This window comes from Variovorax sp. GW821-FHT10C12, from assembly GCF_059415405.1.
In genome coordinates, this window is record NZ_JBWKNE010000008.1 from 147,732 (window position 1) to 167,242 (window position 19,511).

Genomic DNA, 19,511 nt, shown 5'->3' on the forward strand with positions numbered 1-19,511 from the left:
ACAACACGGAGGGACATCGAATGACACCCGGACCTTTTACCGGCACCGAGCCGGACGTCGTGGTCATCGGCGGAGGCCCTTCGGGCTCCACGGTGGCGGCCTTGCTCGCAGACAAGGGCCACGACGTGGTGCTGCTCGAGAAGGCGCAGCATCCGCGCTTTCACATCGGCGAATCCTTGCTGCCGATGAACATGCCGCTGTTCGACCGGCTCGGCGTGCGCACCGAGGTCGAGGCCATCGGCCTGCGCAAGCACGGCGCCGAATTCGTCTCGCCCTGGCACGACCACACCAGCCACTTCGACTTCGGCCAGGCGATGGACAAGAGCTTTCCCTATGCGGTGCACGTGCGCCGTTCGGAATTCGACGAGCTGCTGTTCCGCCACGCCGGCAAGCGCGGCGCGCGCACCTTCGAGGGCCGGCGCGTCACCGGCGTCGACATGGACGCCGGCAAGGGCACGCCCGACAACCGCCCGCTGGTGAAGGTCAAGGCCGACGACGGCACCGAGACCGAGTGGCGCCCGCGCTTCGTGATCGACGCCAGCGGGCGCGACACGCTGCTGTCGAACCAGTTCGACGCCAAGCAGCGCAACCGCAAGCATGCGAGCGCGGCGCTGTACGGCCACTTCGCCAACGCTGAGCGCCGGCCGGGCCGCTTCGAGGGCAACATCTCGCTCTTCTGGTTCGACCACGGCTGGTTCTGGTACATCCCGCTGAAGGACGGCACCGTGAGCGTCGGCGCCGTGGCCTCGCCGGCCTACTTCAAGCGGCGCCAGGGTGCGTCGCTCGAAGATTTCCTGATGCAGACCATCGCGCTGGCGCCCAAGCTGGCCGCGCGGCTGAAGAACGCCACGCTGATGGAAGGCGCCACCACCACCGGCAACTACGCCTACGACTCCAAGTTCTGCCGTGGCGACCGCTTCATGATGGTGGGCGACGCCTATGCCTTCGTCGACCCGATGTTCTCCTCGGGCGTGTACCTGGCGATGAACAGCGGCTTCGAGGCTGCGACCTGCGCCGACCACTGGCTCAAGGGCGAGGCGAAGGAGGCCGAGAAGGCCTTCCGCCACTACGAGAAGGTGATGAAGCACGGGCCGAAGATGTTCTCGTGGTTCATCTACCGCATCACCTCGCCCGCCATCCGCCGCCTGTTCATGGCGCCGCGCAACATCTGGCGCATGCAGGAGGCGCTGTTGTCCATCCTGGCCGGCGACCTGTTCCGCAACACGCCCATCGGGCCGCGCTTCTGGGGCTTCAAGGTGACGTACTACGCGTCGTGCATCGGCATCCTGCCGCAGGCCGTGAAGACCTGGGCATGGCGCCGACGCAATCTGAAGGAATCGCTGGAAGCTGCAAAGAGCTAGTTTCAGTCTGGAGCGACCGTGTGCTGGGCGAGGGCTTCGAGGGCCTTCACCAGCGCCGAGTGATCCAGCTGACCATAGCCCATCGCCGCGCAGGCGTTCATCAGCTGCGCTGCGTTCGCGGTCTGCGGCAGCGCCACGCCCAGCGACCGCGCGCTCTGCATCGCCAGGTTCAGGTCCTTCTGGTGCAGCGAAATGCGGAAGCCCGGTGCAAAGGTGCGCTTGATCATGCGTTCGCCGTGCACTTCCAGGATGCGCGAGCTGGCGAAGCCGCCCATCAGCGCCTGGCGCACCTTGGCGGGGTCGGCGCCGGCCTTCGAGGCGAACACCAGGGCCTCGCTCACGGCGGCGATGTTCAGCGCCACGATGATCTGGTTGGCCACCTTGCAGACCTGGCCGTCGCCCGCTCCGCCCACCAGCGTCACGTTCTTGCCCATCTTGTCGAGCAGCGGCTTCACGCGGCCGAAGGTGCCTTCGTCGCCGCCGCACATGATCGTCAGGCTCGCGGCCTTGGCGCCCACTTCGCCGCCCGAGACCGGCGCGTCGATGTAGCCGGCGCCCAGCGCGACGATGCGGCGCGCGAATTCCTTGGTGGCGATCGGGTCGATGGAGCTGCAGTCCACCACGATCTTGCCCTGCGAACCCTTCAGGCCGTCGGCCACGCCTTCCGCGCCGGGGGCGCCGAACAGCACTTTTTCCACGTCAGGGGTGTCGGGCACCATGATGAAGATGATGTCGGCCTTGCGCGCCACTTCGGCGGCCGAGCCGCAGATGGTGGCCTTGGAGACGAAGGGCTCCGGCGTGTTGCCGTGCGTGTTCACGAAGAGCGTGTGGCCTGCGTCGAGCAGGTGGCCCGCCATGGGGGCGCCCATGATGCCCAGGCCGATGAATCCGATTTTTTGTGGTGCTGCTGCGGTGGTCATGTCTCTGTTTCCTTCGTGAACGTTCATTGCTTCTTCGTGAGGGCTTCGCGCCAGCCGAGGCCTTCCACCGTGGTGGCGCGGGGCTTGTATTCGCAGCCGATCCAGCCGTCGTAGCCCAGCGCATCGATGTGCTGGAACAGCCACGGGTAGTTGATCTCGCCCGTGCCCGGCTCGCCGCGGCCCGGGTTGTCGGCCAGCTGGATGTGGCCGATGCGCGCCAGCTGCTTGGTGAGCGTGTTGCCCAGCTCGCCTTCCATGCGCTGTGCGTGGTAGATGTCGTACTGCACGCGCAGGTTGTCCGAGCCCACCTCGTCGATCAGCGCCAGCGCCTGGTCGGTGCGCGTGAGGAAGAAGCCGGGGATGTCGAAGGTGTTGATCGGCTCGATCAGCAGGCGCAGGCCCGCGGCTTCGAGTTCGCGCGCTGCGAGGCGCAGGTTCTCGACCACGGTCTTGTGGGCGGCGTCGGTGCTCACGCCCGCCGGCACCTTGCCGACCAGGCAGTTGAGCTGCGGGCAGCCCAGCGCCGTGGCGTAGTCGATGGCCAGCGCGATGCCTTCGCGGAACTCGCCGGTGCGGTCCGGGTGGCAGGCGATGCCGCGCTCGCCCTTGTCCCAGTCGCCGGCCGGCAGGTTGTGCAGCACCTGCTGCAGGCCGTTGGCGCGCAGGGCCGCCGTGAGTTCCTTCTTGTCGAAGGGGTAGGGGAAGAGGTACTCCACCGCCTCGAAGCCGGCCTTGGCGGCCGCCTCGAAGCGCTGCATGAACGGCAGCTCGGTGAAGAGCATCGTGAGATTGGCTGCGAACTTGGGCATGTCTCTTGTCTCCTCAATCAGTCCAGCATCGCCACCGCGAGGGCCGTGGGTGCGTCGGCCATGCTTTCGGCCAGCGGTTCGAATTCGTTGATGGCGTCGATCTCGGTGCCCATCGCGATGTTGGTCACGCGCTCGAGCATCACCTCGATGACGACCGGCACCTGGAACTCGGCCATGAGCGCTTCGGCGCGGGCGATGGCGGGCGCCATCTCTTCCTGCTTGTGCACGCGGATCGCCTTGCAGCCCAGGCCCTCGACCACCTTGAGGTGATCGACGCCGTAGCTGCCTTCGATGCCGGCGTCGGCCGGTGCGTTGATGTTGTCGAAGGCCAGCTGCACGCAGTAGTCCATCTCGAAGCCACGCTGCGACTGGCGGATCAGGCCGAGGTAGGAGTTGTTGACCACGATGTGCAGGTAGGGCAGCTTGAACTGCGCGCCCACGGCCAGCTCTTCGATCATGAACTGGAAGTCGTAGTCGCCCGAGAGCGCGACGATCTTGCGCGTCGGGTCGGCGGCGCGCACGCCCAGCGCGGCGGGAATGGTCCAGCCCAGCGGGCCGGCCTGGCCGCAGTTGATCCAGTGGCGCGGGTTGTACACGTGCAGGAACTGCGCGGCCGCGATCTGCGACAGGCCGATGGTGCTCACGTAGCAGGTGTCGCGCTCCAGGTGGTTGTTCATGCACTGGTACACGCGTTGCGGCTTCATCGGCACGGTGTCGAAGTTGGTCTTGCGCAGCAAGGTCTTCTTGCGCTCGCGGCATTCGCCGGCCCAGGCGCCACGGTCGGTGAGCTTGCCGGCGGCCTTCATTTCCTCGGCCACTTCGACGAAGAGTTCGAGCGCGGCCTTGGCGTCGGAGACGATGCCGAAGTCGGGCGTGAACACGCGGCCGATCTGCGTGGGCTCGATGTCCACGTGCACGAAGGTGCGGCCCTTGGTGTAGACGTCGACCGAGCCGGTGTGGCGGTTGGCCCAGCGGTTGCCGATGCCCAGCACGAAGTCCGAAGCGAGCACGGTGGCGTTGCCGTAGCGGTGGCTGGTCTGCAGGCCGCACATGCCGGCCATGAGCGGGTGGTCGTCGGGAATGGCGCCCCAGCCCATGAGCGTGGGGATCACCGGCACGCCGGTGGCTTCGGCAAAGCGCACGAGCAGCTCGGAGGCGTCGGCGTTGATGATGCCGCCGCCGGCCACGATCAGCGGGCGCTCGGCCGCCTGCATCATGCCGATGGCCTTCTCGATCTGGGCGCGCGTGGCGGCCGGCTTGTAGGGCTTGAGCGGTTCGTAGGCGTCGATGTCGAACTCGATCTGCGCCATCTGCACGTCGAAGGGCAGGTCGATGAGCACGGGGCCCGGGCGGCCCGAGCGCATGAGGTGGAAGGCCTGCTGGAACACCTGCGGCACCTGGCCGGGTTCGCGCACGGTGACCGACCACTTGGTGACGGGCTTGGAGATGGACTCGATGTCGACCGCCTGGAAGTCTTCCTTGTACAGGCGTGCGCGGGGTGCCTGGCCGGTGATGCAGAGAATGGGAATGGAATCGGCCCAGGCCGAGTACAGGCCCGTGATCATGTCGGTGCCCGCCGGGCCCGAGGTGCCGATGCACACGCCGATGTTGCCGGCCACGGCACGGGTGTAGCCCTCGGCCATGTGCGAGGCGCCCTCGACGTGGCGCGCGAGGATGTGCGAGATGCTGCCGCGCTGGCGCAGGGCCGAGTACAGCGGGTTGATTGCCGCGCCCGGCACGCCGAAGGCCTGCGTGACGCCTTCTTTTTCCATCACCAGAACTGCGGCCTGGACCGCTGTCATCTTTGCCATTTGAAAGTCTCCTTGAGGTGGCCTCACTGTAGGAAGCAGGGCGCATTCCAAGAAGACGGCTGGGGGCCATAAAACCTATTCCGCCATGGAATAACTGGCTACCATCCGGCCATGGATCGTTTACTGGCTATGGAAATGTTCGTGCGGGTCGTGGAGACCGGCAGCTTCTCGAAAGCGGCGCGCGAGTTCAACACCACGCAACCCACCGTGACCAAGCAGGTCGCGGCCACGGAGGCGCGCCTGAAGGTGCGGCTGCTCAACCGCAACACGCGCGGCGTGAGCCTCACGGAGCCGGGCGCGCTGTACTACGAGAAGTGCAAGACCATCGTGCGCGATGCGGAGGAGGCCGACAGCATCGTGCAGCTGCGCCAGAACCAGGCGCAGGGCCTCTTGCGCGTGGGCACGTCGGTGGCCTTCGGGCGGCGCGTGGTGGTGCCGCTGGCGCTGGAGTACATGCGCCGGCATCCGCAGGTGCAGCTCGACCTGAGCTTCGAGGACCGCTATGTCGACCTCATCGCGCAGGGCATCGACGTGGCGATCCGCATGGGCAAACTGGCCGATTCGTCACTGGGCGCGCGCTACCTCGGCGCGAATCCGTGGGTCATGGTGGCGTCGCCGGCCTACCTGAAGAAGCACGGCACGCCCAAGCGCGCGCAGGACCTCAGCGCGCACGTGGCACTGATCTACAGCAGCGTGGTGGGCGATGAGTTCTGGCGCATGCACACGCCCAAGGGCGACCCGGTGACGGTGCCTGTGTCTGGGCGCTTCCGTTCCAACAACCTGTCGGCGGTGCTGGCTGCGGCGCGTGACGGACTGGGCATTGCGTTGATGCCGCGCTATGTGGCGAGCGAGTCACTGGCTGCTGGCAAGGTGAACGCCGTGCTGGGGGACCATGCGTTGCCTGAGCAGGAGATTCACGCGGTGTTTCCTTCGCCGAAGCTGGTGCCGGGGAAGGTGTCGGGGTTCGTGGCGTTTCTGCAGGGGCGGTTTGATGAGGGGTGGTGGGACGCCTGACGGGGTTTGTTCAGGGCGCGTGCACAGGACATCGGGTACTCCCCTCCGCGAATGTCCCCCGGGGCTGCGCCCCTCCTCCTTGATTTCGCTGCGGGGAGCACCCAATGCCCTGCGCGCAGGGCACGCTGTGGGTGTTCGCCCTGTGTGAAGGGCCGCCTTCAGGCTGCCAGCCGCTGTGCCGCCCGCCCTGCAGGCCGGGCCAACCCCAGGTGATCACGCAGCGTGCGTCCCTCGTACTCGGTGCGAAAGATGCCTCGCTTCTGCAGGATCGGCACCACGCCGTCCACGAAGTCCTGCAGCCCGTGCGGCAGCGCATCGGGCATCAGATTGAAGCCATCGGCCGCGCCGCCCTTGAACCAGCGCTCGATGTCGTCGGCGATCTGCTCGGGCGTGCCGACAATCACGCGGTGCCCGCCGCCGCCCGCGAGTTCGCGGATCAGCTGGCGCACCGTGTAGCCGTGCGTTCGCCCGGCCGCGACCACGGCGTTGAAGAAGGTGTGGTTGCCGTTGCCATTGCCGGGCAGCGGCAGGTCGTCGGGCAGGCGCTCGTCGAGCTTGAAGCGGTCGGGCGTGATGCCCAGCGTGCCGGCCAGGCGCGTGAGACTGTAGTCCCACGGGATCAGGTCGACCAGCGCATCGCGGCGGCGAAGCGCCTGCGCTTCGGTGGCGCCGACGATGGTGGTGAGGCCTGCCAGCACCTTCACTGCGTCGGGGCCGCGGCCCAGCTCGGCGGCGCGGGTCTTGAGGGCGCGTGCGTAGACCTGCGATTCTTCGAAGGATTGCGAGGCGGAGAACACGGCTTCGGCATGGCGCGAAGCGAGCTCGCGGCCATCCGCCGAGGCGCCGGCCTGCACCAGCACCGGGTGGCCTTGCGGCGGGCGCGGCAGGTTGAGCGGGCCCTGCACCGCGAAGTGCTCACCGCGGTGCGCGAGGGCGTGCACCTTGGCGGGGTCGATGAAGCGGCCGGCGGCCTTGTCGCCGACGAAGGCATCGTCTTCCCAGCTGTCCCACAGCGCCTTGACGATGTCGGCGAACTCCGAGGCGCGGGCGTAGCGCTTGGCGTGGTCGGGCGTGGTGTCCAGGCCGAAGTTGCGGGCCGAGGGCAGGTCGGCCGTGGTCACCATGTTCCAGCCGGCACGGCCGGCGCTCACGTGGTCGAGCGTGGCGAAGCGGCGCGCGAGGTTGTAGGGCTCGTTGTAGCTGGTGGAGGCGGTGGCGATGAGGCCGATGTGCGTGGTCGCGGCGGCCACGCAGGCCAGCAGGATGGTGGGCTCCAGCGCGGTGATCGGGCGGAAATGGATCTGGTCGACGATGGCGGCGTTGTCGGCCAGGAACACGGCATCGAGCTTGGCGGCCTCGGCGATCTGCGCAGTGCGGATGTAGTGCTGGATGTCGGCGAACGCCCACGGGTCGCTCTCGGGCAGGCGCCAGGCCGAGGGCACGAAGCCGGAATGCAGGATGTTGACGTTGAGGTGCAGCTGCCTGCGCGGCGCGGTGGTGTTATTGCTCATTGGCTGAAATAGTCCGGCAGCCGGTAGCCGGCCCACACGGGGTTGGCCTTGAAGAACTTCTGGAACTCGGGCGACTGGTAGGCGGTGGCGATGTCCTTCGCGAACTTCGCGTTTTCGTTGCTGCGCTTGACGGCCACCACGTTGACGTAGGGCAGCGTCATGTCTTCGAGCTTCAGCGCCTCGGTGAGCTCCGAGGCCACGGCGAAGTTGCCCTGCACGGCCGCGAGGTCGGCGTCGGCCAGCGAGCGCGGTGCCTGCGCGGCGTCCAGCGGCACGATCTTCAGGCGCTTGGGGTTGCTCGCGATGTCGCGCTCCGACACGCTCAGCGGGCTCACGCCCGGCTTGAGCGTCACCCAGCCGATGGCCGCGAGGATGTTGAGTGCGCGCGCCGCATTCACCGGGTCGGCCGGCAGCGTGACGGTGGCGCCGTCGGGCACGGCGTCGAGCGTCTTGTGGCGGCGCGAATAGAGGCCCATGGGCGGCGTCGGCACGTGCACCACGGGCACGAGGTCGAAGCCCTGCTGCTTGTTGGTGGCGTTCAGGTACAGCGAGTGCTGGAAGATGTTGGCGTCGATCTGGCCGCGCTCCACGGCGTCGTTGGGCTGCACGCCCTGGCTGAACTCGACGTACTTGATGCTGTAGCCCAGCTTCTTCAGCTGGGGCTCGATGCCGTGGGTGAAGGCGTCGCGGTAGGGGCCCGGCATGAAGCCGACGCGCAGGTCGTCCGCGTGGGCGGGCGCGAGCAGCAACAGGCTCAGTGCGAGCCCGCCGGACAGCGGGGCGAGGCGGCGCAGCCACGAGGGCGCGCGCGAAAAGGAAGGCATGGCGACAACTCCGGGAGACGGCAAGGGGAGTCGGGCACTCTAGGTCGCACGCTGCGCGCCGCGAACGAAGATTTGCGCGCTTGCATATCCGCAGGCCGGATAAACCGCGCCGGCTTTTGTAGGATGCGCCCCATGACCCTGCACATCGGAATCGTCGGCTGCTCCGCCGAAGGCGCGGCCCTTTGCTACAAGACCATCTGCATCGAGGGCGCGGCGCTGCTTGGCCCGCACGCGCACCCCGAGGTGTCGATGCACACGCCCTCGCTCGCGGAGTACACGCGTTGCCTGGACGCAGGCGACCTGGCGGGCGTGGGCGAGTTGATGCTCGGCTCCGCGCACAAGCTCGCCGCGGCGGGCGCGGATTTCCTGATCTGCCCCGACAACACCATCCACCAGGCCTTCGACCACGTGGCGCCGCGTTCGCCGCGGCCCTGGCTGCACATCGCCGAGGTGGTGGCCGACGAGGCTGTGCGCCGGGGCTTTCGCCGCATCGGCATCACGGGCACGCGCTGGCTGACCGACAGCGAGGTGTATCCCGAGAAGCTCTCGGCGCGCGGCCTGGAATACGTGCGCCCCACCATCGACGAGCGCGCCGAGATCGGCCGGATCATCATGGACGAGCTGGTCTGCGGCATCTTCAAGCCGGAGGCCGTGGCCACCTTCCAGCGCGTGATGCAGCGCCTGAAGGACGCCGAGGGCTGCGACGCGGTGGTGCTCGGCTGCACCGAGATCCCGCTGATCATGAGCGACGCGAATTCGCCGCTGCCGACGCTCAACTCGACGCGGCTTTTGGCGCGCGCGGCCTTGCGCCGCGCGACCGGTGACGGCAAGTAAACCGGTGCGCTTCTTCGCGGCCTGCCTCGCGGCGGTTTGCCTGCTGCTGGCAGGCGCGTGCACGGCGCCGCCTGCCCGTCATGTGGACGAGGCCGTCTTTCCGCTCTCGGCGTGGGAGGCGGTTCCCCGTTCGCAACTGAGCGCCGCGTGCAGCCGCGAGCTCGACGCGACCCGCGCGTACCTGAAGACTCTGGACACCTCCGCCCTGATGGCGGTGCAGGACGGGCGCGTGCTGTTCAGCGACGGCCCGGTGGACGCCGTCAGCATCGTGTTCTCCGTGCGCAAGAGCCTGCTGTCGATGATGTACGGCACGTACGTGGCGGACGGCACCATCGACCTGGATCGCACGCTGGCCGATCTGGGCATCGATGACGTCGGCGGACTGCTTGCCAGCGAGCGCGAGGCACGCCTGCGCGATCTGCTCACGGCGCGATCCGGCGTCTACCACGCCGCAGCCAATGGCGGGGACGATCTTGCGTTTGCGCCTGCGCGCGGATCGCAAGCGCCTGGCCGCTACTTTGTCTACAACAACTGGGATTTCAACGCCGCGGGCACCGCCTTCGAAAAGCTGACCGGCCGCAGCATCTACCGGGCGTTTGCCGACGATCTGGCAGCGCCCCTGATGCTCGAGGACTTCGAGCTCGCCCGCCACCAACGCAGCGGCGACGGCGCGAAGTCCGCGCACCTGGCCTATCCGTTCTTCCTGTCGACGCGGGACATGGCGCGCCTGGGCCATCTGATGCTTCGCCAGGGCAACTGGCGCGGGCAGCAACTGGTGCCTGCGGCCTGGGTCACGCAGATCACGCAGCCCGCGACCCCGTCCGCGCAGATGCACCCGCCGCACGTGGCCAGGCGCGGCTTTGGCTATGGCTACCTGTGGTGGCTGCTGGAAGAGCCGTCGGACTCCGCGTTGAATGGGGCGTACATGGCGTGGGGCGTGCACGGCCAGTACATCCTCGTGATCCCGCGGCGGCACATGGTGATCGCGCACAAGCGCCAGGTGCCGGTGGCGGGCAACTGGAACCCGAGCACGGTGAAACCGGAGGACTTCCTGCGCGCCGCCAGGCGGCTCGCATCGGCGCCCTGCGGCTGAGTTTCAATCGGCCAGGAAGTCTTCGATCAGCTGCGCCATGCGCTGCGGCTGGTCGTGGTGCAGCATGTGGCCCGCGTCGTCGAGCTGCTCGATGCGCACCGAAGGCACGGACTTCAGCCGCTCGTGGAACTCGGCGAGCGTGTAGCGCGCCTTCCACCAGCCGTGCAGGCTGTCGTCCGAGGCTTCGACCATCAGCGTCGGCGCGGTGATGCGCGCATAGAGCGCGAGGGTTTCGTCGACGCGGAAGATGTTGGCGTTGACGATCTTGTGCGCGGCCTCGCCGAGGATCTGCCAGCGCGTGCTGCCGTCGGCCTGGGCCTGCGGCGCCGACCAGTGGCCGGCCAGCCAGTCGGCCTTGTCCTGCGTGAGGCGCGGGTTGGTCTTCATGAGGCGGCGCGCCACGCCGTCCACCGCGGAATAGCCCGCGAGCGCCTTCTCGCCGCGGTGCAGGCCCTTGAGCTCGTCGATCCACTGGCCGTAGCGCGCGGGCGCTTCGGCGGGCTGGCGCGCGGGCATGCCGAAGCCTTCGAGGTTGACGAGGCGGCGGATGCGCGCCGGGCGCACGCCCGCGTAGTGCATCGCCACATTACCGCCCATGCTGTGGCCGACGAGGTCGACCGGGCGGGCATCGTCGCCCTCGCCGGCGTAGTGGTCGAGCAGCCATTCGAGGTCGGCCAGGTAGTCGGGCAGCCAGTAGTTGTCGACCCCGCCACCGTCGGTGAGGCCGAAGCCGCGCCAGTCGGGGGCGATGATGAAGCGGTCGTCCTTCAGCGCATCGACCACGAACTGCCAGGAGGCCGCCACGTCCATCCAGCCATGCACCAGCACCAGCGGCGGACGCTCGCTCGACGGCTGCCCCCAGAGGCGGACGTGGTAGTTCAGGTTGCGCACGGGCACGAATTCGCTGCGCGAGGGGCGGAGGGCTTGGTACATATGGCGCTCGATGATACGGAGAGGCCGCGCCGCGCGCAGTCCGCCACAGGACAGGGCTGCGCTCGGTTTCTCGGGGCCGGGGCAGCGCCTGCCGCGCGGGCGCGCTAGCATTCCGCGCATGAAAAAGATTCCACTCGGTCAGAGCGACCTCCACGTCACCCCGATCTGCCTCGGCACCATGACTTTCGGCGAGCAGGTCGACGAGCCCACCGCCCACGCCGTCCTGAACCGTTCGCTCGAGCGCGGCGTCGACTTCATCGACACGGCCGAGATGTACGCGGTGCCGGCAAGCAAGGAAACCTGCGGCGCGACCGAAACCATCATCGGCAACTGGTTTGCGGCCAACCCCGGCACGCGCCAGAAGATCACGCTGGCGACCAAGGTGGCCGGCCCCTCGCGCGGCATGCCCTGGGTGCGCGAAGGCACGGGCATGACGGCGGCCGACATCGAGGCCTCGTGCCACGGCAGCCTGCGCCGCCTGCAGACCGACGTGATCGACCTGTACCAGATCCACTGGCCCGAGCGCCACGTGCCGGTGTTCGGCAACATCCACTACAACCCCGAGAAGGAAACCTCGCAGACGCCGATCCACGACCAGCTCGAAGCGCTGGGCAAGCTGGTGAAGGCGGGCAAGGTGCGCACCATCGGCCTGTCGAACGAGACGCCCTACGGCGTGCACGAGTTCGTGCGGCTGGCCGAGCAGCACGGGCTGCCGCGCGTGGTGTCGGTGCAGAACGTCTACAACCTGGTGAGCCGCGCGCACGAGAACGCGCTCGACGAAACCATGCACCGGCTCGGCGTGTCGCTGCTGGCGTACTCGCCGCTGGCCTTCGGCCTGCTGACGGGCAAGTACGACCAGAGCGGCATCGAAGGCCCCGACGCGCCGAAGGGCGCGCGCATCTCGAGCTACGAGTCGGTGCGCAAGCAGCGCTGGGGCAAGCCCGACGCGCTGCGCGCCGCGCGGCGCTACAACCAGCTGGCACGCGACCACGGCCTGAGCCCCACGCAGCTCGCGCTGGCCTTCTGCTACACCAAGTGGCAGGTGGCGAGCACGATCATCGGCGTGACCTCGGTGGCGCAGCTCGACGAAGACCTGGACGCCTACGGCACCACGCTGTCGGCCGAGGTGCTGGCCGAGATCGACAAGATCCGCCTGGACATCCGCGACCCCGCCGCCTGACCTGAGCAAGTGAGCAAGAAAGCCCACGTTTCCGAGACGCCCGCCACCCAGCTGCTGCGGGCGAACCAGGTCGCCTTCACCGAGCACCCCTACGAGTACCAGGAGCACGGCGGCGCCCAGCACAGCGCGCAGGTGCTGGGCTTCGACCCGTTCACCGTGGTCAAGACGCTGGTGATGCAGGACCAGGACGCCAAGCCGCTGATCGTGCTGATGCACGGCAACCGCACGGTCTCGACCAAGAACCTCGCGCGGCAGATTGGCGCCAAGTCGGTCGAGCCCTGCAAGCCCGAGGTGGCGCAGCGCCACAGCGGCTACATGGTGGGTGGCACCTCGCCCTTCGGCACGCGGCGCGAGATGCCGGTCTACATCGAGTCGAGCGTGCTCGAACTGCCGAAGATCGCGATCAACGGCGGGCGGCGCGGCTACCTCGTGGGCATCGATCCGCAGGTGTGCGTGACGCTCCTGGGCGCCAAGCCCGTGCAGTGCGCGCTGGCAGAATAGCCGGCGTTTGCTTTTTCCCGCCGGGCATGCAGGCCGGCGGCGCACAACAACAATCCGTTCCCCGGAGACCGCCTTGAGTTTCGATCTGCCTTCCCTCCTTGCCATCGTGGCGTCGTACCTGATCGGTTCGCTGTCGTTTGCGGTCATCGTGAGCAAGTCGCTCGGCATGGCCGACCCGCGCAGCTACGGCAGCGGCAACCCCGGCGCCACCAACGTGCTGCGCTCCGGCAACAAGGGTGCCGCGCTGGCCACCTTGCTGCTCGATGCCGCGAAGGGCTGGCTGCCGGTGTTCCTGATCCGCCAGTTCGGCGCGCAGTGGGGGCTGGGCGAGGGCGTGGCGGCGCTGGCGGGCCTGGCGGCCTTCCTGGGCCACCTGTACCCGGTGTTCTTCAGCTTCCAGGGCGGCAAGGGCGTGGCCACGGCTGCCGGCGTGCTGGTGGGCATCGCGCCCTGGCTGGGGCTGGCCACGGGCGCGACCTGGCTGATCATCGCGATCTTCTTCCGCTACTCGTCGCTGTCGTCGCTGGTGGCGGCGTTCTTCGCACCGGCCTACTACCTGCTGGGTGGAAACATTGCGTGGCCACTCGACCGCACGGTGCTGATTGCGATCATCATCATGAGTCTGCTGCTGATCTGGCGGCACCGCGAAAACATCCGCCGGCTCGCGGCCGGCACGGAGTCGAAACTCGGCTCGAAGAAAAAGGCTTGAACTCACCATGGCATCCATCACCCGCTTCCACGTCGGCCCGCGTCTGTCCGAGACCGCGGTGCACAACGGCACCATCTACCTCGCGGGCCAGGTGCCCGACGACACCACGCAGGACATCCGCGGCCAGACCGCGCAGGTGCTCGGCATGGTCGACCGCCTGCTGGCCGAGGCCGGCAGCGACAAGTCGCGCATTCTCATGACGCAGATCTTCCTGGCCGACATCGGCGACATCGGCGCCATGAACGAGGTGTGGGACGCGTGGATTCCGGCCGGCCACACGCCGCCGCGCGCGACCGTGGAGGCCAAGATGGCCAACGCGGCTTACAAGATCGAGATCGTGGTCACGGCCGCACAGGCCTGAGACCGGGGCGGGAGCGGTCTCAGTACCGCTTCTCGAGAATCATCTCGTCGGCGTCGCGCCGCATCGAGAAGCGGTTGAGAAAGCTGTTGCCCAGCAGCACGTACGGCATGGGCTGCTGCGAGACGATGGCCTCGATGTCGTAGACCTCGACGTCGCCCACGCGCACGCTCTGCAGCCGCAGCCGGTAGCCCGGGGCGTTGCCGTTGGCGGTGCGTATCTGCACCGGCTGCCCCTTGCTGTAGTCGAGCCCGATGCGCTGGGCATCGACCGCCGACAGCGCGATGGTGGTCGCGCCGGTGTCGAGCATGAAGGTGACGGCGCGGCCGTTGATCTGGCCCTGCGTCATGTAGTGGCCCCGGCTGTCGGCCTGTAGCACGATGCGGTTGCCGCCGCTGCCGGCAATGCCGCCCCGGCCGATGCTCACGGGCGAATCCATGCGCAGCGAAAAACGCTTGCCCGCCGATTCGACCACCGCCTGGTCGGCCTGCAGCGACACGAGCTTGACGCCCTGGAAGGTCTCCCCGACCGCCACCGTCTTGGGCGGCGCGCCGTTCACGATGAGGATGGCGCGGCTGCCGATGGAGCCGGTCAGCGTGACCGAGTCGGCGGCGTGCGCCCCCATGGCCGCGACCGAGCACAGCGCCGCGACGAGGAGCGCCTTCATGCGCGGGTCAGTCGCGGAAGTTGTTGAAGGACACCGGCATGTCGGGCACGTCCTTCTTGATGAGGGCCATGGCGGCCTGCAGGTCGTCGCGCTTGGCGCCGGTGATGCGCACGGCATCGCCCTGGATCGCGGCCTGCACCTTGAGCTTGCTGTCCTTGATGATGCGGGTGATCTTCTTGGCCTGCTCGGTCTCGATGCCGTTCTTGATCTTGATGACCTGCTTGACCTTGTCGCCGCCCATTTTCTGGACGTCGCCCTTGTCGAGAAAGCGCACGTCGACGCTGCGCTTGGTGAGCTTGCTGCGAAGGATGTCTTCGACCTGCACGAGCTGGAACTCGGCGTCGCCGATCATGGTGATCTCCTTGTCCTTGAGCTCGACGGCAGCGGCGGTGCCCTTGAAATCGAAGCGTGTGCCGATTTCCTTGGCGGTGTTTTCCACCGCATTCTTCACTTCGGGCAGATTGGGCTCGCAGACGGTATCGAAAGACGGCATGGGCACTCCTGGACGCACGGGGACTGAATGCGACAATTCTCCCATGATCGTGGAGTCCAATGTCCCGCTGCAGCCCTACAACAGCTTCGGCATCGTCGCGCGTGCGCAGCACCTGGCGCGCATCGCCAGCGAGGCCGACCTGGCCGCGCTGCACGCCGACCCCGCCTGGCGCGACGAACCCCGTTTCGTGCTCGGCGGCGGCAGCAACATCGTGCTCACGGGCGACGTCAAGCCGCTGGTGCTGAAGGTCGAGATCAAGGGCCGCCGACTGGTCGAAGAGACGCCGCGGGCCTGGATCGTCGAGGCCGGCGCCGGCGAAACCTGGCACGACACCGTCGAATGGATGGTGCGCAGCGGCTACCCGGGGCTGGAAAACCTGGCGCTCATTCCCGGCACGGTGGGCGGCGCGCCGGTGCAGAACATCGGCGCGTACGGCGTCGAGCTGCAGGACCGCTTCGATTCGCTCGACGCCTTCGACCTCGAAACCGGCCGCGCCTTCACGCTCGATGCGGCGCAGTGCGCCTTCGGCTACCGCGATTCGGTCTTCAAGCACGTGCGCAGCGGCCCGAACGACTTCGGCCTGGCGGGCCGGGCGGTCATCACGCGGGTGCGTTTCCGGCTGCCGAAGCCGTGGAAGCCGGTGGTCGGCTACCTCGACCTCGAGCGCAAGATGGAAGAAACCTCCAACTTCACACCCAGTGCGGTCGACATCTTCGAGTGGATCTGCGCCATCCGCCGCGCCAAGCTGCCCGACTGGCGCGTGCTGGGCAACGCCGGCAGCTTCTTCAAGAACCCCACCGTCACGCCCGAGCAGTGCGCCGACATCATCGCGCGCGACCCCAAGATCGTGCACTACCCGATGGACGACGGCAGCATCAAGTTGGCGGCCGGCTGGCTCATCGACGCCTGCGGCTGGAAGGGCAAGTCGGTGGGCAACGCCGGCGTGTACGAAAAGCAGGCGCTGGTGCTGGTTAACCGGGGCGGCTCGGCCAACCCGGTGACCGGCGGTGAGGTGATGACGCTGGCCAAGGCGATCCAGACCAGCGTGTACGAGCGCTTCGGCATCCGGCTGGAGCCGGAACCCGTGGTGGTCTGAGGCGGTGGATCTCGACTTCCTGCACCTGAACTACCGCCGGCGCATCGCCGTGCTGGGCTGGGCGCAGCTTGTCGTCATCGTGGCGGGCATCGCCTCGGTGTTCTTGGTGCGGGCGGGCTGGTGGGGGTCGGTGCTGCTGATCCTCGCGGCCCTCTGCTTCGCGGGGCTCCTGAGCCAGATCGAACTCAGCCTGCGCCGCCAGTTCATCCGCGAGGCCCGGCTGCCGCCGTTCCTCATCGGCAAGCTGCGCGCGGCGCACCCGCAACTGAGCCGACGCGACGCCGAGCTGGTGCTGCGCGGGCTGCGGCAGTTCTTCATGGCGCACCTGCGCAGCAACCTCAAGTTCGTCGCCATGCCTTCGCGGGTGGTCGACACGGCCTGGCACGAGTTCATCCTGCACACGCAGGGCTACCAGACCTGGTGCCAGGCGGCCTTCGGGCGCCTGCTGCACCACAGCCCGGCCGAGGTACTGGGCCAGGATGCGCGGCGCAACGACGGCCTGCGCCGCACCTGGTACTGGGCCTGCAAGGAAGAAAGCATCGACCCGCGCAATCCGGCGCGGCTGCCGCTGCTGTTTGCGCTGGACATCAAGTTCGCGATTGCGGACGGCTTTCACTACATCCCCGATTGCCGGGCAATCGAGCGCGCAACGGGCACCGACGCGCACTGCGGCTCGAGCTTCGGCGATTCGTCGTCTGACGGCGGCAGCTCGGGCGATGCCGGGGGCTTCGGCGGCAGCGAGTCGAGCGGGGGCGGCGATGGCGGTTCCAGCGACGGAGGTGGCGCGTCCGATGGGGGCGGTGGATGCGGTGGTGGGTGCGGAGGGGGCGGCGACTGACGCCGGGGCATTTCCCAAAGTCTCCCAAAGAAAAACGGGCCGCAAGGGCCCGTTTGTCATGGCTGCCCTTGCGAGTGGCAGGGGCAGGGGGATCGATCGATCAGCTCGCGTCGCCGTCGTTCGCCAGCTTCGGCAGCGAGGCACCTTCGCCCGACGACAGCAGGCCCACACGGGTGTAGATCGCCAGCTTCTCGCGCGTGTCGACGATGTCCAGGTTGCGCATCGTGAGCTGGCCGATGCGGTCCAGCGGCGTGAACGCGCCTTCGACCTTTTCCATGCTCAGGCGCTCGGGCTTGTACGTGAGGTTGGCCGATTCGGTGTTCAGGATCGAGTAGTCGTTGCCGCGGCGCAGCTCGACCGTCACTTCGCCGGTGATGGCGCGCGCCACCCAGCGCTGGGCCGTTTCGCGCAGCATGATGGCCTGCGGGTCGAACCAGCGGCCCTGGTACAGCAGGCGGCCCAGGCGGCGGCCGTTGTCGCGGTACTGCTCGATGGTGTCTTCGTTGTGGATGCCGGTGACCAGGCGCTCGTAGGCGATGAACAGCAGCGCCAGGCCGGGGGCCTCGTAGATGCCGCGGCTCTTGGCCTCGATGATGCGGTTCTCGATCTGGTCGCTCATGCCCAGGCCGTGGCGCCCACCGATGCGGTTGGCTTCGAGGATCAGCTCGACCAGGTTCGTGTAGCGCACGCCGTTCAGCGCGACGGGCACGCCTTCTTCGAAGCGCACCGAGACGGTTTCGCGCTTGACTTCGACTTCGTCCTTCCAGAAGGCCACGCCCATGATGGGCTGCACGATCTGCATGCCGCTGTTCAGGTGCTCGAGGTCTTTGGCCTCGTGCGTGGCGCCCAGCATGTTCGAGTCGGTCGAGTAGGCCTTCTCGGACGACATCTTGTAGGCGAAGCCGGCCTTTTGCATGAATGCCGACATTTCGGCGCGGCCACCCAGCTCGTCGATGAAGACCTGGTCGAGCCAGGGCTTGTAGATCTTCAGCGCGGGGTTGGTGAGCAGGCCGTAGCGGTAGAAGCGCTCGATGTCGTTGCCCTTGTAGGTGCTGCCGTCGCCCCAGATGTGGACGTCGTCTTCCTTCATGGCCGACACCAGCATGGTGCCCGTCACCGCGCGGCCCAGCGGCGTGGTGTTGAAGTAGGTCACGCCCGCGGTGGTCACGTGGAAGGCGCCGGCCTGCAGGGCGGCGATGCCTTCGTTGGCCAGCTGCGCGCGGCAGTCGATGAGGCGGGCGTTCTCGGCGCCGTAGAGCATCGCCTTGCGCGGGATCTCGTCGTAGTCGGGCTCGTCGGGCTGGCCGAGGTTGGCGGTGTAGGCGTAGGGGACCGCGCCCTTGAGCTTCATCCAGTGCAGCGCCGCGCTGGTGTCCAGGCCGCCCGAGAAGGCAATGCCGACCTTCTGGCCGGCGGGAACGTTTTGGAGAATGGTCGACATGTCAGGGGTTCCGTTTCAACCGAAGTGGCAGATGTAGCTGTAGGGCTCGCCGCTTACGCGGATCTGGAAGCTCGAATTGCCGGGAATGCTGAACTTCTGGCCGGGGCCCGAGGCGACCCATTCGCTGGTGCCTGCGAGCTGGTATTCGCAGCTGCCGCCGGCGCCTTCCATGATTTCAGGCGCGCCGGTGTTGAAGGTGAGGGTGGACGGCAGGATCACGCCGACCGATTTCTTGGTGCCGTCCGCCAGCGTGAGGTTGTGGCTCACGCACTTGCCGTCGAAATACACATTGGCCTTGGTGGCCACTGCGGCGCTGTTGATGGTGTCGGTAGTCGTCGTCATTGGATGGATGGCGCCGGCGCCTGCGCGTTCGGCGGATCGAGGGACGCGCCGCGGCAGCAGCACCCCCGGGGTTGGAGAAGCCCTCGATTTTAGGGGCTCGGCAGAGCCGGCCCGCCGTGGGGGAACTCAGTAGCGCCAGCCGTGGCGATAGCCGCCCCATCCGCGGTAGCCACGGTAGTAGCCGCCACCGCCCCAGCCGCGCGAATAGCCCAGGTTCAGCGAGATGCCGACCGGCGGGTAGACGTAGGGCTGCGCATACGGGTAGGTGTAGGCGGGCTGTACGTAGACGGGCGGGGCGTACACCGGGGCTGGCTGCGTGTAGACCGGCGCCGGCGCGTTGGACACCACCACGCCGGGTTCGGGCACGACGCTGTCCCACGGAGAGTTGGCGCCTTGCGGGTACGGGTATTGCCCCTGCTGAGGGTACTGTTCCGGGTACTGCGGGCCGTTGTTCGCCTCGACCGGGTAGGGCTGCAATTGCGACTGGGGCTGGACCGGCGCGGTGGTCACGCCGTAGGCGCTGGCCTGGATCGGGAGGGTGGCGCCCGGCCGGCTGGTGGTGCGGGTCGTGTACTGGCGGCCCTGGTATTCGTAGGTGACGTTGTAGCTGAGGTCGCTGCCGGTCGTTTCACGGATCGGCGTGGCGGAAATCACGCGCGCCTGGACCACCTGCTGGGCCTGCACGACGCTGGCGCCCGTGGCCAGCAGGCCGGCCGCCGAAAGCCCCGTGAGGATGCGAAAAACGTGTCTGTTCATGGTGTTCTCTCCTGCAGATC

General features: G+C 67.8%; 21 protein-coding genes. 10 read left to right on the forward strand and 11 right to left on the reverse strand.

The genetic code is table 11. From position 1 onward, the window contains the following. Nucleotides 1–20 precede the first annotated feature (20 nt). Nucleotides 21–1,361 carry an NAD(P)/FAD-dependent oxidoreductase gene (locus AC07OH_RS26925; RefSeq protein WP_489058086.1) on the forward strand — a complete coding sequence of 447 codons (1,341 nt, stop codon included), beginning with the start codon at nucleotides 21–23 and terminating at the stop codon, nucleotides 1,359–1,361. 2 nt (nucleotides 1,362–1,363) lie between these two features. Here AC07OH_RS26925 and AC07OH_RS26930 read toward each other — a convergent pair whose 3' ends face one another. The 3 genes from AC07OH_RS26930 to gcl are packed head-to-tail and all read right to left on the reverse strand — an operon-like array spanning nucleotide 1,364 to nucleotide 4,901. Beyond that, entirely contained in the window at nucleotides 1,364–2,281 is a 918-nt protein-coding gene (locus tag AC07OH_RS26930; protein WP_495302739.1) for a 2-hydroxy-3-oxopropionate reductase, read from the reverse strand. A 23-nt stretch (nucleotides 2,282–2,304) separates the two neighbouring features. Continuing rightward, nucleotides 2,305–3,090 (reverse strand): hydroxypyruvate isomerase, encoded by a 786-nt coding sequence (gene hyi / locus AC07OH_RS26935; protein ID WP_095746340.1) that lies wholly within the window; start codon nucleotides 3,088–3,090, stop codon nucleotides 2,305–2,307. 17 nt (nucleotides 3,091–3,107) lie between these two features. Further along, on the reverse strand, nucleotides 3,108–4,901 hold the full coding sequence (gene gcl, locus AC07OH_RS26940) for a glyoxylate carboligase (protein ID WP_489058089.1): 1,794 nt from the start codon (nucleotides 4,899–4,901) through the stop codon (nucleotides 3,108–3,110). A 111-nt stretch (nucleotides 4,902–5,012) separates the two neighbouring features. Here gcl and AC07OH_RS26945 point away from each other — a divergent pair, with 111 nt between their 5' ends. Then, a complete protein-coding gene (locus AC07OH_RS26945; protein WP_070062397.1) occupies nucleotides 5,013–5,915 on the forward strand; it encodes a LysR family transcriptional regulator in 903 nt (300 codons plus the stop codon). 158 nt (nucleotides 5,916–6,073) lie between these two features. Here AC07OH_RS26945 and AC07OH_RS26950 read toward each other — a convergent pair whose 3' ends face one another. Both AC07OH_RS26950 and AC07OH_RS26955 read right to left on the reverse strand, forming a co-directional pair. After that, the gene (locus AC07OH_RS26950; protein WP_495302740.1) at nucleotides 6,074–7,426 is read right to left on the reverse strand and encodes an LLM class flavin-dependent oxidoreductase; all 1,353 of its coding nucleotides are present in this window, start codon (nucleotides 7,424–7,426) and stop codon (nucleotides 6,074–6,076) included. Beyond that, entirely contained in the window at nucleotides 7,423–8,250 is an 828-nt protein-coding gene (locus tag AC07OH_RS26955) for a MetQ/NlpA family ABC transporter substrate-binding protein (protein ID WP_495302741.1), read from the reverse strand. The genes AC07OH_RS26950 and AC07OH_RS26955 overlap by 4 nt, the downstream gene beginning before the upstream one ends. 132 nt (nucleotides 8,251–8,382) lie before the next feature. On the opposite strand from AC07OH_RS26955, the gene AC07OH_RS26960 reads away from it, so the two are divergent. Beyond that, nucleotides 8,383–9,084 carry an aspartate/glutamate racemase family protein gene (locus AC07OH_RS26960; protein ID WP_495302742.1) on the forward strand — a complete coding sequence of 234 codons (702 nt, stop codon included), beginning with the start codon at nucleotides 8,383–8,385 and terminating at the stop codon, nucleotides 9,082–9,084. A gap of 4 nt (nucleotides 9,085–9,088) precedes the next feature. Further along, complete coding sequence (locus AC07OH_RS26965) at nucleotides 9,089–10,177, forward strand: serine hydrolase domain-containing protein (protein WP_495302743.1); 1,089 nt, start codon at nucleotides 9,089–9,091, stop codon at nucleotides 10,175–10,177. Between the two features lie 3 nt (nucleotides 10,178–10,180). Here the strand turns inward: AC07OH_RS26965 and AC07OH_RS26970 are convergent, their stop codons facing one another. Beyond that, nucleotides 10,181–11,110: an alpha/beta fold hydrolase gene (locus tag AC07OH_RS26970; RefSeq protein WP_495302744.1), complete on the reverse strand. Its 930-nt coding sequence runs from the start codon at nucleotides 11,108–11,110 to the stop codon at nucleotides 10,181–10,183. A gap of 118 nt (nucleotides 11,111–11,228) precedes the next feature. Here AC07OH_RS26970 and AC07OH_RS26975 point away from each other — a divergent pair, with 118 nt between their 5' ends. The 4 genes from AC07OH_RS26975 to AC07OH_RS26990 all read left to right on the forward strand — a co-directional run bounded on the left by AC07OH_RS26975 (nucleotide 11,229) and on the right by AC07OH_RS26990 (nucleotide 13,861). Then, nucleotides 11,229–12,290, forward strand: a complete 1,062-nt coding sequence (locus AC07OH_RS26975) for an aldo/keto reductase (RefSeq protein ID WP_062469984.1) — start codon at nucleotides 11,229–11,231, stop codon at nucleotides 12,288–12,290. Nucleotides 12,291–12,299: 9 nt separating this feature from the next. Then, the gene (locus AC07OH_RS26980; protein WP_489058095.1) at nucleotides 12,300–12,791 is read left to right on the forward strand and encodes an aminoacyl-tRNA deacylase; all 492 of its coding nucleotides are present in this window, start codon (nucleotides 12,300–12,302) and stop codon (nucleotides 12,789–12,791) included. Between the two features lie 73 nt (nucleotides 12,792–12,864). Further along, nucleotides 12,865–13,500: a glycerol-3-phosphate 1-O-acyltransferase PlsY gene (gene plsY, locus AC07OH_RS26985; protein ID WP_070062403.1), complete on the forward strand. Its 636-nt coding sequence runs from the start codon at nucleotides 12,865–12,867 to the stop codon at nucleotides 13,498–13,500. Nucleotides 13,501–13,507: 7 nt separating this feature from the next. Further along, the gene (locus AC07OH_RS26990; protein WP_056572431.1) at nucleotides 13,508–13,861 is read left to right on the forward strand and encodes a RidA family protein; all 354 of its coding nucleotides are present in this window, start codon (nucleotides 13,508–13,510) and stop codon (nucleotides 13,859–13,861) included. 19 nt (nucleotides 13,862–13,880) lie between these two features. On the opposite strand, the gene AC07OH_RS26995 is transcribed toward AC07OH_RS26990, so the two are convergent. Continuing rightward, nucleotides 13,881–14,525 carry a retropepsin-like aspartic protease family protein gene (locus AC07OH_RS26995; RefSeq protein ID WP_489058097.1) on the reverse strand — a complete coding sequence of 215 codons (645 nt, stop codon included), beginning with the start codon at nucleotides 14,523–14,525 and terminating at the stop codon, nucleotides 13,881–13,883. A gap of 7 nt (nucleotides 14,526–14,532) precedes the next feature. Further along, complete coding sequence (locus AC07OH_RS27000) at nucleotides 14,533–15,018, reverse strand: YajQ family cyclic di-GMP-binding protein (RefSeq protein ID WP_099791661.1); 486 nt, start codon at nucleotides 15,016–15,018, stop codon at nucleotides 14,533–14,535. Nucleotides 15,019–15,061: 43 nt separating this feature from the next. On the opposite strand from AC07OH_RS27000, the gene murB reads away from it, so the two are divergent. Both murB and AC07OH_RS27010 read left to right on the forward strand, forming a co-directional pair. Next, nucleotides 15,062–16,114, forward strand: a complete 1,053-nt coding sequence (gene murB / locus AC07OH_RS27005) for a UDP-N-acetylmuramate dehydrogenase (protein WP_495302745.1) — start codon at nucleotides 15,062–15,064, stop codon at nucleotides 16,112–16,114. 4 nt (nucleotides 16,115–16,118) lie between these two features. Continuing rightward, on the forward strand, nucleotides 16,119–16,952 hold the full coding sequence (locus tag AC07OH_RS27010) for a glycine-rich domain-containing protein (RefSeq protein WP_495302746.1): 834 nt from the start codon (nucleotides 16,119–16,121) through the stop codon (nucleotides 16,950–16,952). Between the two features lie 100 nt (nucleotides 16,953–17,052). Here the strand turns inward: AC07OH_RS27010 and argG are convergent, their stop codons facing one another. From argG to AC07OH_RS27025, 3 genes are all read right to left on the reverse strand, one after another. Next, entirely contained in the window at nucleotides 17,053–18,393 is a 1,341-nt protein-coding gene (gene argG, locus AC07OH_RS27015; RefSeq protein ID WP_159273312.1) for an argininosuccinate synthase, read from the reverse strand. A gap of 15 nt (nucleotides 18,394–18,408) precedes the next feature. After that, entirely contained in the window at nucleotides 18,409–18,735 is a 327-nt protein-coding gene (gene ppnP, locus AC07OH_RS27020) for a pyrimidine/purine nucleoside phosphorylase (protein ID WP_495302747.1), read from the reverse strand. Nucleotides 18,736–18,861: 126 nt separating this feature from the next. Further along, the gene (locus AC07OH_RS27025) at nucleotides 18,862–19,491 is read right to left on the reverse strand and encodes a hypothetical protein (protein ID WP_495302748.1); all 630 of its coding nucleotides are present in this window, start codon (nucleotides 19,489–19,491) and stop codon (nucleotides 18,862–18,864) included. Nucleotides 19,492–19,511 lie beyond the last annotated feature (20 nt).

Bases quoted from the DNA above. Each gene is read 5' to 3' on its own strand.
- ppnP (WP_495302747.1), bottom strand. From the start codon at position 18,735: ATGACGACGACTACCGACACCATCAACAGCGCCGCAGTGGCCACCAAG.
- AC07OH_RS27025 (WP_495302748.1), bottom strand. From the start codon at position 19,491: ATGAACAGACACGTTTTTCGCATCCTCACGGGGCTTTCGGCGGCCGGC.
- hyi (WP_095746340.1), bottom strand. From the start codon at position 3,090: ATGCCCAAGTTCGCAGCCAATCTCACGATGCTCTTCACCGAGCTGCCG.
- AC07OH_RS26995 (WP_489058097.1), bottom strand. From the start codon at position 14,525: ATGAAGGCGCTCCTCGTCGCGGCGCTGTGCTCGGTCGCGGCCATGGGG.
- AC07OH_RS26950 (WP_495302740.1), bottom strand. From the start codon at position 7,426: ATGAGCAATAACACCACCGCGCCGCGCAGGCAGCTGCACCTCAACGTC.
- AC07OH_RS26955 (WP_495302741.1), bottom strand. From the start codon at position 8,250: ATGCCTTCCTTTTCGCGCGCGCCCTCGTGGCTGCGCCGCCTCGCCCCG.
- AC07OH_RS26930 (WP_495302739.1), bottom strand. From the start codon at position 2,281: ATGACCACCGCAGCAGCACCACAAAAAATCGGATTCATCGGCCTGGGC.
- AC07OH_RS26960 (WP_495302742.1), top strand. From the start codon at position 8,383: ATGACCCTGCACATCGGAATCGTCGGCTGCTCCGCCGAAGGCGCGGCC.
- AC07OH_RS26990 (WP_056572431.1), top strand. From the start codon at position 13,508: ATGGCATCCATCACCCGCTTCCACGTCGGCCCGCGTCTGTCCGAGACC.
- AC07OH_RS26945 (WP_070062397.1), top strand. From the start codon at position 5,013: ATGGATCGTTTACTGGCTATGGAAATGTTCGTGCGGGTCGTGGAGACC.
- AC07OH_RS26925 (WP_489058086.1), top strand. From the start codon at position 21: ATGACACCCGGACCTTTTACCGGCACCGAGCCGGACGTCGTGGTCATC.
- gcl (WP_489058089.1), bottom strand. From the start codon at position 4,901: ATGGCAAAGATGACAGCGGTCCAGGCCGCAGTTCTGGTGATGGAAAAA.
- murB (WP_495302745.1), top strand. From the start codon at position 15,062: ATGATCGTGGAGTCCAATGTCCCGCTGCAGCCCTACAACAGCTTCGGC.
- AC07OH_RS26970 (WP_495302744.1), bottom strand. From the start codon at position 11,110: ATGTACCAAGCCCTCCGCCCCTCGCGCAGCGAATTCGTGCCCGTGCGC.
- AC07OH_RS27000 (WP_099791661.1), bottom strand. From the start codon at position 15,018: ATGCCGTCTTTCGATACCGTCTGCGAGCCCAATCTGCCCGAAGTGAAG.
- argG (WP_159273312.1), bottom strand. From the start codon at position 18,393: ATGTCGACCATTCTCCAAAACGTTCCCGCCGGCCAGAAGGTCGGCATT.
- AC07OH_RS26975 (WP_062469984.1), top strand. From the start codon at position 11,229: ATGAAAAAGATTCCACTCGGTCAGAGCGACCTCCACGTCACCCCGATC.